Origin of the sequence: Flavobacterium chungangense LMG 26729, from assembly GCF_000735715.2 — a bacterium.
In the GTDB taxonomy this organism is placed as follows: domain Bacteria; phylum Bacteroidota; class Bacteroidia; order Flavobacteriales; family Flavobacteriaceae; genus Flavobacterium; species Flavobacterium chungangense.
Map to the genome: position 1 here is coordinate 39,249 of NZ_JASY01000002.1, position 13,821 is coordinate 53,069.

At 30.0% G+C, this 13,821-nt stretch carries 11 protein-coding genes and 1 tRNA gene; 6 read left to right on the forward strand and 6 right to left on the reverse strand.

The window, feature by feature from the left end:
* Positions 1–335 precede the first annotated feature (335 nt).
* Complete coding sequence (locus JE46_RS03235) at positions 336–2,462, reverse strand: glutamine--tRNA ligase/YqeY domain fusion protein (RefSeq protein WP_031453826.1); 2,127 nt, start codon at positions 2,460–2,462, stop codon at positions 336–338.
* Positions 2,463–2,568: 106 nt separating this feature from the next.
* On the opposite strand from JE46_RS03235, the gene folB reads away from it, so the two are divergent.
* Entirely contained in the window at positions 2,569–2,928 is a 360-nt protein-coding gene (gene folB / locus JE46_RS03240; protein WP_031453827.1) for a dihydroneopterin aldolase, read from the forward strand.
* Between the two features lie 94 nt (positions 2,929–3,022).
* Positions 3,023–3,093, forward strand: a tRNA-Cys gene (locus JE46_RS23985).
* Between the two features lie 387 nt (positions 3,094–3,480).
* On the opposite strand, the gene JE46_RS03245 is transcribed toward JE46_RS23985, so the two are convergent.
* From JE46_RS03245 to rnr, 4 genes are read right to left on the reverse strand one after another with little or no spacing between them, the layout of a single operon-like run.
* Positions 3,481–4,248, reverse strand: coding sequence for a GldM family protein (locus JE46_RS03245; RefSeq protein ID WP_031453828.1), 768 nt, complete (start codon positions 4,246–4,248; stop codon positions 3,481–3,483).
* A gap of 10 nt (positions 4,249–4,258) precedes the next feature.
* Positions 4,259–4,936 (reverse strand): LysE family translocator, encoded by a 678-nt coding sequence (locus JE46_RS03250; RefSeq protein ID WP_031453829.1) that lies wholly within the window; start codon positions 4,934–4,936, stop codon positions 4,259–4,261.
* 15 nt (positions 4,937–4,951) lie between these two features.
* The gene (locus JE46_RS03255; RefSeq protein WP_031453830.1) at positions 4,952–5,620 is read right to left on the reverse strand and encodes a head GIN domain-containing protein; all 669 of its coding nucleotides are present in this window, start codon (positions 5,618–5,620) and stop codon (positions 4,952–4,954) included.
* A gap of 24 nt (positions 5,621–5,644) precedes the next feature.
* Positions 5,645–7,825, reverse strand: a complete 2,181-nt coding sequence (rnr, locus tag JE46_RS03260; RefSeq protein WP_031453831.1) for a ribonuclease R — start codon at positions 7,823–7,825, stop codon at positions 5,645–5,647.
* 196 nt (positions 7,826–8,021) lie between these two features.
* Between rnr and JE46_RS03265 the strand changes: the two genes are divergently transcribed.
* Positions 8,022–8,255, forward strand: a complete 234-nt coding sequence (locus JE46_RS03265) for a DUF2007 domain-containing protein (protein WP_031453832.1) — start codon at positions 8,022–8,024, stop codon at positions 8,253–8,255.
* Positions 8,256–9,043: 788 nt separating this feature from the next.
* Entirely contained in the window at positions 9,044–9,475 is a 432-nt protein-coding gene (rpiB, locus tag JE46_RS03275) for a ribose 5-phosphate isomerase B (protein WP_031453834.1), read from the forward strand.
* 143 nt (positions 9,476–9,618) lie between these two features.
* Here the strand turns inward: rpiB and JE46_RS03280 are convergent, their stop codons facing one another.
* A complete protein-coding gene (locus tag JE46_RS03280) occupies positions 9,619–9,888 on the reverse strand; it encodes a DUF1294 domain-containing protein (RefSeq protein WP_031453835.1) in 270 nt (89 codons plus the stop codon).
* A 136-nt stretch (positions 9,889–10,024) separates the two neighbouring features.
* On the opposite strand from JE46_RS03280, the gene JE46_RS03285 reads away from it, so the two are divergent.
* Positions 10,025–11,887: a DUF3857 domain-containing protein gene (locus tag JE46_RS03285; protein ID WP_031453836.1), complete on the forward strand. Its 1,863-nt coding sequence runs from the start codon at positions 10,025–10,027 to the stop codon at positions 11,885–11,887.
* Positions 11,887–13,791 carry a hypothetical protein gene (locus JE46_RS03290; RefSeq protein WP_031453837.1) on the forward strand — a complete coding sequence of 635 codons (1,905 nt, stop codon included), beginning with the start codon at positions 11,887–11,889 and terminating at the stop codon, positions 13,789–13,791. The genes JE46_RS03285 and JE46_RS03290 overlap by 1 nt, the downstream gene beginning before the upstream one ends.
* Positions 13,792–13,821 lie beyond the last annotated feature (30 nt).

Consider the following 13,821-nt stretch of genomic DNA (forward strand, 5'->3'; position numbering starts at 1 on the left):
ATTTAAATTAATTGATAAATAAAATTGATATTTATAGAAAAATAGATTTTTGAAGTTTATATGCTGAATTAAATGAAAATAAAATCTCGTTTTAAACTTTATCAACAATTCAATGTTGATAAGCGTTAAAACAGCCATCAATATATTCAAAAATTAAAATAAAGCTCAATTTCAAAAGATTTTTAAAAAGATGATAAATGAATCGAAAGTATTTAAAAAGTACTTTAAAATCAATTTATGAAGGTGAATTTTAATATATTAAAATTATTAAATTTAAAATTTTAATAGAAAAAATAAATAATAAAAAAAGCGCTTATAAAAGCGCTTTTAATAGATTATAATGATTTATTGATAATACTAATTGTCGATATAAGACCAAGTTCTTGCTCAGATGCATTTTTAGGTATATTTGCTTCTAACTTTAAAAAATCGTTGTAGAAACTATTTTTAATTTCAAATTTGATAAAATCTCTCGAATTCAAAAGTGCTTCATAACGTACATATGTAGATTCGCTTCTTAATGACATTGAAAATAATTTTATAATATCTTCTTTTTCAAAATCAAATCTAAAATAAGAATGTTTTAAAATAAATTGCGCAAACAATAATGAACTTTTATTATTATTGATGTTTTTCTTGAATGAATTCTGTAAAAGGGAGAAACTAGAAATGTTTTTAATATTTTCTGATATTGACATTTCAATTAACATACGCTCACCTTCAGATTCAACTTTAAAATATTTGTTGATATCTTTCAAAGAATTATTAATGCTGTTTTCTTCTTTTTTACCTTTTTCTTCCCAAGCATCTTTTAATCCAACCGTTTTATTAAATACTAATTTTGAAGGAGTTGAGTCTTTATCAACAGTAAAATAACCCAAACGCTGAAACTGAAATTTATCTTCATTTTGAGCTGTTGCTAAACTTGGTTCTACAAATCCTGTAACAATTTCTAACGAATTTGGATTTACAAAATCTAAGAAATTTTTGTCTTTGTAACTATCAGGCGCTTCATCAGTAAACAAACGATCGTACAAACGAACTTCTGCTTCTACAGCATGTGAAATAGAAACCCAATGCAAAGTTCCGGATACTTTTCTTTGGCTTGCTTCTGTTCCGCTTCCGCTTAAAGAATCGGTATCATACGTTACATGAATTTCGGTAATATTTCCTTCAGCATCTTTTACAACTGATTCTCCCTTAATGATATATGCATTTTTAAGACGTACTTCTTTCCCTAAAGTCAAACGGAAATATTTAGCCGGAGCATCTTCTAAAAAGTCTTCTCTTTCAATGTATAATTCACGTGAAAAAGGTACTTTTCTAAAACCTGCATTTTCATCTTCCTGATTATTTTCAGCTTCAAGCCACTCTTCTTTTCCTTCCGGATAATTTGTAATTACCAGTTTTACAGGATCTAAAACAGCCATTACACGAGGTGCAATTTTGTTCAAATCTTCACGAATACAAAATTCTAAAACCGATACATTAATCAAGTTATCACGTTTTGCAATACCAATTGTGTTGGCAAAATTACGTAAAGAAACAGCTGTATAACCACGTCTTCTTAATCCGGAAATAGTTGACATTCTTGGATCATCCCAACCGTTAACATGCTTTTCTTTAACGAGTTGCTGCAATTTTCTTTTACTAACAACCGTATGAGATAAGTTGCGTCTTGCAAATTCTCTCTGCTTTGGACGAATCAGATTTTCATCAATGATCTGATCTAAAAACCAATCGTATAATTCACGGTGAGGCAAAAATTCCAGTGTACAAAATGAATGTGAAATGGCTTCTAAATAATCGCTTTGACCGTGAGCCCAATCGTACATTGGGTAAATTTTCCAGGTATCCCCTGTTCTATGATGATGTTTGTGCAAAATCCTGTACATGATGGGATCACGCATTAACATGTTAGTAGATTTCATGTCAATTTTAGCACGAAGAATATGAGTTCCAGCCTCAAATTCGCCGCTTTTCATTCTTTCAAACAAGTCTAGATTTTCTTCTATAGAACGATTTCTAAACGGGCTGTCAACACCTTCAGTCGATGGAGTTCCTTTTTGAATTGCCATATCTTCAGAAGATTGACTGTCAACATACGCTTTATCTTTTTTGATTAGTAAAACTGCCCAGTCATATAGCTGCTGAAAATAATCTGAAGCATAACGTTCTTCTGTCCAGTTATAACCCAGCCATTCTACATCTCTTTTTATAGCATCAACAAATTCCTGTTCTTCTTTTTCCGGATTCGTATCGTCAAAACGTAAATTTACAGGTGACTGATAATCAATTCCTAAACCAAAATTTAATGCAATAGAACTGGCGTGCCCAATATGCAAATAACCATTTGGTTCCGGTGGAAAACGAAAACGAAGTTTGGTATTTGAAAGACCTAATTTCAGATCTTCTTCTATGATTTGTTCAATAAAATTGAGTGATTTATCTTCTGATGCCATTATTTATAGTAATTTTAGCAAAGATAAAAAAAAGGTTTCAGGTTTCAGGTTTAAAGTTACTTAAGTGGCGTAAAACCTGAAACTTTAAACCTGAAACAATACAAAAATGGGAGTTATTAAACTAAAAAACATCCGAACTTTTTCCTACCACGGATGTATGATTGAAGAAGGAAAAATTGGATCTGACTACACAGTCGATCTAAAAGTGAAAACTAATCTTCAAAAATCGGCTGAAACAGATCATCTTTTGGATACTGTTGACTATGTTCATTTGAATAAAATTGTGACTGAAGAAATGGCAATTCGTTCGCATTTACTAGAACATGTGGCCAAAAGAATCAATATTCGTGTACTTGCTGAAATAGAAACTGCAGAAAAAACAACTGTTTGGGTTTCAAAAATAAATCCTCCTATTGGTGGTGATGTTGAATCAGTTACTATAAAAATGACGGAAATTAGAAAGTAATTTTTGAATACATTTCAGTAAATTTTTAAAATACTTTACTTTAAACTTTTGAATTTTAAAGATTTTGGTTACTTTTGCCATCCGTTCAAGCAATGGCGTCGTGGCCGAGCGGCTAGGCTGGGCTCTGCAAAAGCTCCTACTCCGGTTCGAATCCGGACGATGCCTCTAAAACCTCTAAAGCAATTTAGAGGTTTTTTTATCTAATTTTTAGAAAAAATTAGATAAAAAAAGGGGTTCGAATCCAGACGATGTCTCAAACCTTCAAAGCAATTTAGAGTTTTTTTATGTCTAATTTTTAGAAAAAATTAATTAAAAATATTGGTTCAAATCCGGACGATGCCTAAAACCTTGAAAGCAATTTAGAGGTTTTTTTTATGTCTAATTTTTAGAGAAAATTAATTAAAAATATTGGTTCGAATTCGGACGATACCTCTAAAGCAATTTGAAGGTTTTTTTATGTTTAATTTTTTTGCATCTGTGACATTTCTACTCAGGCAGATGATAAACTTACTGATTAAGCATAAAAAATCCTCTGATTTTCAGAGGATTTAATTATCTTTTTAAAAGTTTCTTTTCATTTTTTATTCTACGAATACTATCTCTGATAAACTCTTTACTTTCATAATAATTTTCTTTTATTTCTTCTTCTACAACCATAATTTTGATTGGAAGAAGTCTTGGTAAAAGATAATTTTCAGATCCAGGGAAAGAATATCCGATATCAGTAATTGAAAAAATTAATCCTTTTTTCAATTTTTTAATTTTATCTAAAACTTCCTTATTCAACTGATTACCAGAAATAAATATCTTTACATTATTAGGTAATTTTACAATAAAGCTGTTTATTTTATACTTAGAAAAATCCATATCAAAAAGCAAATCTTGTGGTAAACTAAAACCAATTGTAGCATTAGAAAGTTCATTTCTTGTCATTTCTAAAATACATTTTTGATAACAGCTTTTTTCGTTAATAGTTGCTAAAGGATTATTAATTTGTTTTATCCTAAATTTATGCTCTTCACTAATTATTGAATTATCATTTAATATAATATCAATTTTAATTATGGAGTAAAGTCCCTGACCAGGAGAAAGATAATATTTTCCTTCCTTATTTTTATTTAACCCTGAACCAGAAGCAGTAAAAGATTTACAATTTGGAACAGCAATAGAAATTGGATTTAAAACTCCTCTGTAAACAACATTTAATTTATCAGCAGAAACTACAGCTATACTGGGTTTATCAACAACTACAGAATCTTTTTGTGCTATACTATTTAGCGCGAAAGAAAAAAAGAAGAATAAAAGTAGTTTTTTAATCATAATAATTCATCTACTTCTCAATCTTCTCAAAAGCATTTTTAACCATTTCTTTTTCTTTCGGAAACCAGCCTTGAATCATCAAAACAAATCCAAAAATCATTAGAACTATACTGATACCTTTTTTAATCTTTAAGATATTGGTTGGTGTCATTTTAGATTTTAATTGTTTGGCTAGTAAAATTTTAAGGCAATCAACCAATAAATAGGTGATAATAACAGAAGTAAAAAAAGTAAACATTCTGGAATTTTGCATTTCTAATTTTGGTCCGACAGAAATAATTACCGCTAACCAAAAACCCAGTACTCCAATGTTGATAACGTTCAGTAAAAAACCTTTTATGAACAAACTTCCGTAATTTCTTTTAATGATATCCCTATCTATTTCTTCATCGTCAATTTTTTCTTCATTCTTTAATCTTACAAAAGAAATTATGCCGTATGCTAACATAATTATACCTCCAAAGATAAAAAGTGCTGGCTTGTCTTTTAAACTCTGAATTAATCTGTAGCTTCCTAAATATGCAATTGCTATAAAAAAAACATCACCTAGTACTACACCTAAATCAAAGACTATAGCAGCTCTAAAGCCTTTGGTAATACTGGTTTCTAGTAGTATAAAAAATACCGGGCCTACCATAAAACTTAAAAAAAGTCCCCATGGCAGCCCAGCTACAATATCATTTATCATTAAAATATAATTAGTTTACTTTACTTCTTCAATTTTTCCGCCAAAAACAGTCTTCTGATTAATTTGTTTTGGCTTTCCATAAATGTAAATAGAGCCTCCTGCGCTAACTTTTGCATCAACCAATGTAGAAGCATTAACATCTGCTTTTCCTCCGGCAGAAACGCTTACAGTAGTTTGAGATGTATTTAATTTACTTGCTAATAAATATCCTCCAGCTCCCAGTTTTGCGACCTGATTTGAAGCTTTACCAGATAAAGTAATTTCTCCACCGGAAACTGAACTTACATTTAGTTTATCAACATCCAAATCTACATCAATTTTGCCACCTTCCTGAGCACTTACTTTAAATGAAGTTGCTTTAATAGCTTTACTACTGGAAACCAAAGCACCTTCATTAACATCAATAAGTTCAATATGTTTGTAATATAACGTAATATCTAAATCGTCACCTGATAATAATTTTGGAAAAGGCATTCTTAATTTTAATAAACCTGACTTGTTAACAACTTCAAGTTCTGATTCTCTTGCTCCTTTTATTACAATTTTATTTTCAGAGGACTGAACTAATTTTACATGTAATTTATCAAATACTTTTACCGAATCAAAATCTCCTAATTCTTTGGTAACCTGACTAAAAGACAATTGTGCAATTAAAATTGCAGCTACTATAATTAATTTTTTCATTTTATAAATTTTTAAATTTAACAACTATTCAGCTCTTCGTAAAAAATGAAAATCTAATTGTTTTTTAACTAAATCCGCATTTTTTACTTTAACGTAAATTTCATCTCCTAATTGCAATATACTGTTTGAAGTTGCTCCAACGAGAGCATATTGCTTTTCATCAAAAGTATAATAATCATCTTTTATTTCTCTGATTCTTACCATACCTTCACATTTATTTGAAATTATTTCAACATAAATTCCCCATTCTGTAACTCCTGAAATTACTCCTAAAAATTCTTCGTCCTGATGATCCTGCATGTATTTCACCTGCATATATTTGATACTGTCTCTTTCCGCATTTGTCGCTAAACTTTCCATATTCGAACAATGCAGACATTTTGTTTCATATATCTCTTCATCTACAGATTTTCCTGCATCAAGATAAAACTGTAACAATCGATGTACCATAACGTCAGGATATCTACGGATAGGTGAAGTAAAATGACTGTAATAATCAAAAGCCAAACCATAATGACCAATATTATCTGTCGAATATTTGGCTTTACTCATACTTCTAATAGCAAGGGTATCAATAAGATTTTGCTCTTTTTTACCGTTAACTTCTTCCATCAATGCATTCAAAGACTTCGAAATATCCCCTTTGTTACGGAAATCAATTTTATAACCAAATTTAGCAATTACACCTGCCATCGCAATTAATTTGTCTTCGTTTGGTTCGTCGTGGATTCTATAAATAAATGTTTTCTTTTGTTTTCCAATATATTCCGCCACTTTTCTGTTGGCTAAAAGCATGAACTCTTCAATGAGATGATTGGCATCTTTTGAAACTTTAAAATATACTCCTTCCGGTTCTCCTTCAGCATCAAGATTAAATTTAACTTCGACTTTATCAAAAGAAATTGCTCCATTAGCCATTCTTTTCTTTCTTAAAATCTTAGCTAATTCATCTAATTTTAAAGTAGCTTCTACAATTTCATCTGAAACAACATACGAATCTCCGGTAATTGAAATATCAATTGGAATCGTATTGTCTTTTGTTTCAATGATGTATTGCGCTTCTTCATAAGCAAAACGCTGATCCGAATAAATTACCGTTCTTCCAAACCATTGATTGATCACCTGAGCAGTTGGAGAAACTTCAAATACAGCAGAAAATGTGTATTTCTCCTCATTTGGACGTAATGAACACGCAAAATTTGATAAAACTTCCGGAAGCATTGGCACTACCCTATCCACCAAATATACCGAAGTTGCTCTTTGATAAGCTTCATCATCCAAAATTGTTCCTTCTTCTAAATAATACGAAACATCAGCAATATGAACTCCAATTTCGTAATTTCCGTTTTCTAACTTTTTGAAAGACAAGGCATCATCAAAATCTTTGGCATCTTTTGGATCAATCGTAAACGTAAGCGTGTCACGCATATCACGACGTTTTGCAATCTCAGATTCCTGAATTGAAGTGTCTATTTTTTGTGCATAAACCTCTACTTCTACCGGAAAATCTGATGGTAAACCATATTCTGCTAAAATCGCATGAATCTCCGTATTGTGTTCTCCGGGTTTTCCTAAAACTTTAATTACAGATCCAAAAGGACTATCGGCTCTTTTTGGCCAGTCTTCAATATTTACTAAAACTACATCACCATTTTCAGCGTCTCCCATTTTGTCTTTCGGAATAAAAATATCCGTGTACATTTTAGGATTTGCTGTCGAAACAAATGCAAAATTGGGCTGAATATCAATTACGCCTACGAATTCTGTTTTGTTTCTTTCAACAACTTCAATCACTTCACCTTCGGGTCTTTTTCCTTTTCTTCGGTTGTAAACGTAAACTTTTACTTTGTCTTTGTCTAGTGCACGATTGAGATTATTGGTCGGGATAAAAACATCTTCTGCAAAATCTTCACAAATAAAATATGCTGTTTTTCTGCTGGTCATATCGATTGTTCCTTCGTAATAATCCTGACTCTCCGCTTTCACCAAATATTTTCCAGGCTCAGATTCAATAATTTTTTTGGAACCAGCCATTATTTTTAAATCTTTTATGATCTGGTTTCTGCTTTTTGTATCATCAAGTTCAAGCTTTGCAGCTATTTGTTTGTAATTAAATGCTTTATTAGGGCTTTTCGATAAAATCTTCAGTATTTTTCCTGAGAAATCATTCTCATTTTTTATCGGTTTTCTAATTTTCTTACTCATATATCTTTTCTTATAAAGTTTAAAATTACAAATAAGATACCAGATTATAGATTTTAACAAATAGAATTATTAAAATTATAACTTTCAAACTAATATTCTATTAATATTTTAAAGGTCATTTGTATTTAGCTTTTTTTAATCATTGCATTTACCAACTTAAATACTCCCCATTTCGTATCTTTATAAAAAGACCTTTATGGAAAGCTTTAAAACAATCGCCATATTCAATTATGACCACGAAACGGTTATACTCAAACACTTATTAGATCAGGAAGAGATTCCTTATTTTTTTGAAAACGAAATAACACTCTCTGTCGTTCCTTTATACACAACGGCACTGGGTGGAATCAAACTCAAAGTTCATCCGAGCGATTTCGAACAAGTTCAAGAAATTCTCGACAATTTGAACAATCCGCTTAAAATCGTCTGAAACAAAAATTCAAACAAATTCAAATAAGACTAAAATTCATTTCAAAAATAAAATTTTTCATTTTCAACTTTTTTAGTTTTCAACATATATTAAATACAACAAAAAGAAAATTTTAAATTTAATTAATTTTTGATGGTTATTATAGTGTGTTAATATGTATAATAATTTTATTTTTAAAAGTATTGAAATGAAGTTTCTCTTAGTTATATAGAGTTATCAACATACTTATATTTTGTTAAATGATTAATTTATAAGACTTTTTGTATTTTAATTAACAAAGGTTGACAACCAAAAATGAATTGATTTTGTAGATAAGTTGATATGTTGATTACTGTTGAAAATGGCAATTTTGATATTGATAACTTTTCTAAAAAATCATGAAACTTTTCTTGCATATTTAATTCTAGTTTTGGATTAGGTTTTTTTTCGACACAACCAAAAAAAACTTCTAATTTTCTATCTGAACTTATTAACATTTTCTGTTAATTTAAAGTTAACTGAATATCAACGAATTAAGAACTCCTATTAACACCATAAAAATTTAATAAAAAAAATAATCTTTATTTATTGAATATCAGTATTTTATATATTTATTAAAAATGTTGATAACTGATAAAGGTTTGAAATTTAGATAATTGAAATTATCATTTTTGTATTGCATTTTGAGGAACATATTTGAACAACAATTTTCTGTTAATAAACAAAAAATAAGTGAAAATTACTGTAATTTATGGAGAACATTTAATTATTGAGTAAATTTGCACAAACACAACTTAATAGTATTTAAAATGAAAATTTCGATAGGTAACGATCACGCAGGACCGGAGTATAAAAAAGCAATTGTAGCAATGCTTAAAGCAAAAGGATATGAAGTAACAAATTACGGAACAGATTCTGAAGATTCTGTTGATTACCCTGATTTTGGTCATCCGGTTGCAAATGATGTATCTGAAGGAAAAGCTGATTTTGGAATCGTAATCTGCGGAAGCGGAAATGGAATAGCCATGACAGTTAACAAACATCCAAAAGTAAGAGCCGGTTTATGCTGGAGTAAAGAAATTGCGGTTTTAGTCCGTTTGCATAATGATGCTAACATTATCAGTATTCCGGCACGTTTTACTTCAATTCCACAGGCAGTAGAAATGGTGGAAACTTTTCTTAGTACTGAATTTGAAGGAGGAAGACATCAAAACAGAGTGAATAAAATAGCTTGTTCGTAAACAAGTCAAAAAAATTCGGTGCTTCGCACCATATAACAAAAGCAAACCGGGCGGATTTTTTTAAATCTTTCCGGTTTTTATTTTAAAGTATTGTAAATCAAATTATTATATATTTAATATGTAGTTATTAACAATGTTGATATCTATATTTTATGATTGATTGTCAAATAAATAATCACAATCTGAATCAAAATAATTCCAATAAATTTTATAATAAAAGAAGTTTTAGCCGTTTTATGGCTAAAGATTAACATTGCTGTTAATAAGCCAATCGAACCACCAATAAAAGCGAGAAAAAACAAGGTGTTTTCAGGAATTCTGCGTTTTTGTTTACGAGCCAAAAATTTGTCGTAACCTGTAATTATAAACTCAAGAACATTTACAAATAAAAAATACAGTAATAAAACTTCCATGGGTTAAAAAATAGAAACAAAGATATTATTTTAGCTGTCCGAAATTATCTCCAAAATAGATTTAATTTTTTACAAAATTTCAAGTAACGGTGATAAATATAATAAGTAAGAATATTTTTTAGACCAAATCAAATTAATGAAAAAGTATATTGTATTGTTTTTATTTTCTTTTCAATTGTATTCTCAGGAAAAGTCAAAAATAGTTTACAGCAACGAAACCGTGGTAATAAATTCTGGTAATGCCTTAGAAGTTGAAACTTTTGTAAACGAAAGCAGAGCAATTTCAAAAAGCAAAAATACTCATGAATATGCTATTAGAATTCCTTTTGATAGTTTTAGTGAAATTTCAAATATAAAAGGGTCGACTTATATTACAAAAACAAATAAAAGGATAGATTTAAGTTCTTATTCTATTGCTACAATCGATGCAGAGAATGAAAACATTTATAAAAGCGACAATAAATACAAATATTTTGTGATGCCTAAAGTGGAAGATAATTCCTTAATTGAATTCTCTTATAAAACAAAACTCAAACAACCTCGGTTTTTATCCAGTTTCCGATTTCAAAATCCGATAAAAACACAAACTGCAAAACTTCAGATTCGATGTAATTCTTCTACTGAAATTGGATATAAACTTTTTGGAAATTATCAGGAAAAAATAGCTTTCAGTAAAACTAAAGAAGGAAATTTTGATATTTATACCTGGGAAGCCAATGATATTCCTGAATTTGAAGGAGAAGAGGATATGCCAAGTCCTTTATATTTCATGCCACATATTATTTTTTATATCAAAAGTTATGAAATACAAGGTAAAAAAGAAGAGTTATTAGGTACACCTGAAAAATTATATCAATGGTATTATTCAATCACAAAAGATATTAATAAAACGGATCAAACGGCTTTGGAGAACAAAACATTAGAGCTGGTAAAAGATAAAAACTCTGATTTAGAAAAGGCAAAAGCGATCTATCAATGGGTTCAGCAAAATGTACATTATGTTGCCTTTGAAGACGGAATGGGCGGTTTTATTCCCAGGGAAGCTTCAGATATTTTTCAAAAGTTATATGGAGACTGTAAAGATATGGCGAATCTTTTGAATGAAATGTTTAGATATGCGCAATTGAATTCTAATCTAACCTGGATTGGAACACGCCACAAACCATACACATATGCAGATGTTCCAACGCCACAGGTAGACAACCATATGATTACGAATGTAGTTATTGATGGTAAAAGTTATTTTATGGATGCCACGGATAAATTTTGTCCTTTTCCGTTTCCTTCTACTTTTATTCAGGGTAAAGAAGCTTTGATAGGAAAAACAGAAAAGGAATTTAAAATAGAAAAAATTCCGGAAGTTGGATCCGGCAGGAATAAAACCACAATTCTAATGAAATTAAATCTGGAAAATTCCAGTGTTGTGGGAGATGCAAGCGTCACTGTATCAGGTTTTAAAAAGAGTTATTTGTTAAACCATCTTTCTGCTTATAATCAAAAAGAAAGTGAAATTTGGAAAGACATCATTACTGAAAATAATCAGAAGATACTTTTGGATATTCAGGAATTGCAAAAAAACGACTATCAGGAGTTGCCATCAAAAGCAAATTTTAAATTAAAATTAGAAAATGGTATTAAAGATGTCAATGGTAAATTATTATTAAAACCGGTATTGCTTTTTCCATTAAAAGAAAGTCTTATTGATATTGAAAAAAGAAAACTTTCTATAGAAAATGACTTTGCTTATGTTTATGAAATCCAGTATGAGTATCAATTACCATTGGATTATAAAGTAGAATTTATGCCTGAAAATTCGAAAACTGAAAACGATTTGGGAAGCTTTGATATGCAATACAAGCTTCTGAAAAATAATATTATAGTAACTCAAAAGATAGAATCAAAAAAATTACTATTGGATAACAAGGATTTTATACTTTGGAATTCCTTTATAAAAACACTAACCAAACACTACAATCAATCCATAATTCTTTCTAAATAATGAAAAAAATAACTCTAATTTTTGTCTTGTTATTCTTCTTTCAAAGTTTTTCTCAGGAAATAAAAAGCTATACTTGGGACGAAAAACCAATCTTTAATGAAATTCCGGCTGAACACAAAGACCAGCCTGCAGTAGTCTTGTTTGACAAACGCTGGATACATACACGAGTTGGAGCTTACGCATATGCAACTTTTGGAATGAATCATTTTGCAATAAAAATCAATAAAGCCGGGGAAATTAACAAATACAATAAGATTAAAGCCCAAGATAACGGATACATTCGTGATGTTCGTGATTTTCATGCGCGTATCATAAAACCTAACGGAGAAATAAAAATAATACCTCAGGATAAAATTATCGAAACGGAGATAGACAAAGTAAAATCAATCGTTTTTGAAGGTGTAGAAGCTGGAGATATTTTGGAATATTATTTCATTATAAAAGAAAATCCATCCGCTTATGGAGTTGAAGTTTTCCAGAAAGATATTCCGGTTTTGTTTGCCGAATTCACACATACTCAGGATGGCGTAAAATTTGAAACCTATGCTTCTTCAGAGTTTAAAAAAACGGGCAGCAGTAGCAAAACTATATTAACAGCTACTAATATTCCGGTTATTAAAGAAGAATCGAATGCACGAAACATAAAGAATTTAGTGAAGTTAATCTATATGGTTTCGACTCCATCAATGGACATTTATAATTGGAATTATTTTTTACCACAATATGTTTCTAAGCCGTCTTTTCAATATTTTAAGAAAGCCCAGGCCAGAGAATTTATTGAAAAATTAAATATTGGTAGTGAATCAACCGAAGAAAAATTAATTAAAATTGATGAGTACATAAAAACCAATTTTGATTTTATAAGTAGAGGAGAAACAGCTCAAAAAATCACGAATTTAAACAATGGAAAACAAAAATTAACCGGCGGTGATATTTTTGACCTATATGGATTTACACTCAAAGAATTAAAAATTCCATATAAAGTGGCAGTTGGCATGTCTCGATTTAATGGAGAGGTTGATACCGAAAAATTTGTTGTACCTCTATCTCATGAATTCATGTATTATATTCCTGAAACTAAAAAATTCCTGTCACCGTATGAGAAATATTTGTCTTATGGTTATCCATCTTATGAACTTCAAGGTTCAGAAGGCAGAACATATTATCCTGCTCTTAAAGAGAATTATGTAGTAAGTTTTCCAATTGCTCCTGCTGAATTTACTGTAAACGAATCACAAAGTACTGTTTCATTTTCAGACGACCTGACAATGGCTACTATAGAAAAAACACTTTCTTATACTGGGTATGATGGACAGTTGAATAGGAATTGGGTGAAATACATTAAAGAAAATGAAGATGAAAAAAAACTTGAGGAGTATATCAAGGAAAGAGTATTTGGTGATGATTTTAATATAAAAATAACCAATTATAGTTTTGAAAATCAAGAGTTCAAATACAATTACTCCAACACACCTTACCATGTAATAGTTAAAGCCGAAGCCCAGGAATCCTTAACTGAAAATGCCGGTAATCTGGTTTTGGTAAACCTCGGTAAAATGATTGGGAAACAAGGAAATTTATATCAGGAAACGGATAGAAAATGGGATGTGGATTTAAAATATGCTAAAACGTTCAAACACAAAATAGTTTTCAATATTCCGAACGGTTATGAGGTTGAAAGTTTTAAGGATTTGGAAATTGATAAGAAAACAAGTGGCGATGAAACCACAAATTGTTCTTTCAAATCAACCGTAAAAGTGGAAGGAAATCAATTAGTTGTTGAGGTTTTTGAGATTTACAAATCTATAAATTACCCAAAAGAAATCTATCAGGAATACAGAAATGTAGTCAACGCTTCTTCAGATTTTACAAAAGCATCAGTAGTATTGAGACCAAAAAAATAAAAAGGTTTTAAAAATAAATATTCATTATTA

Coding starts and splice junctions, on each gene's coding strand:
- folB (WP_031453827.1), top strand. CDS start 2,569: ATGGGAGTTATTAAACTAAAAAACATCCGAACTTTTTCCTACCACGGA.
- JE46_RS03245 (WP_031453828.1), bottom strand. CDS start 4,248: ATGATTAAAAAACTACTTTTATTCTTCTTTTTTTCTTTCGCGCTAAAT.
- JE46_RS03235 (WP_031453826.1), bottom strand. CDS start 2,462: ATGGCATCAGAAGATAAATCACTCAATTTTATTGAACAAATCATAGAA.
- rnr (WP_031453831.1), bottom strand. CDS start 7,825: ATGAGTAAGAAAATTAGAAAACCGATAAAAAATGAGAATGATTTCTCA.
- JE46_RS03285 (WP_031453836.1), top strand. CDS start 10,025: ATGAAAAAGTATATTGTATTGTTTTTATTTTCTTTTCAATTGTATTCT.
- JE46_RS03280 (WP_031453835.1), bottom strand. CDS start 9,888: ATGGAAGTTTTATTACTGTATTTTTTATTTGTAAATGTTCTTGAGTTT.
- JE46_RS03290 (WP_031453837.1), top strand. CDS start 11,887: ATGAAAAAAATAACTCTAATTTTTGTCTTGTTATTCTTCTTTCAAAGT.
- JE46_RS03250 (WP_031453829.1), bottom strand. CDS start 4,936: ATGATAAATGATATTGTAGCTGGGCTGCCATGGGGACTTTTTTTAAGT.
- JE46_RS03265 (WP_031453832.1), top strand. CDS start 8,022: ATGGAAAGCTTTAAAACAATCGCCATATTCAATTATGACCACGAAACG.
- JE46_RS03255 (WP_031453830.1), bottom strand. CDS start 5,620: ATGAAAAAATTAATTATAGTAGCTGCAATTTTAATTGCACAATTGTCT.
- rpiB (WP_031453834.1), top strand. CDS start 9,044: ATGAAAATTTCGATAGGTAACGATCACGCAGGACCGGAGTATAAAAAA.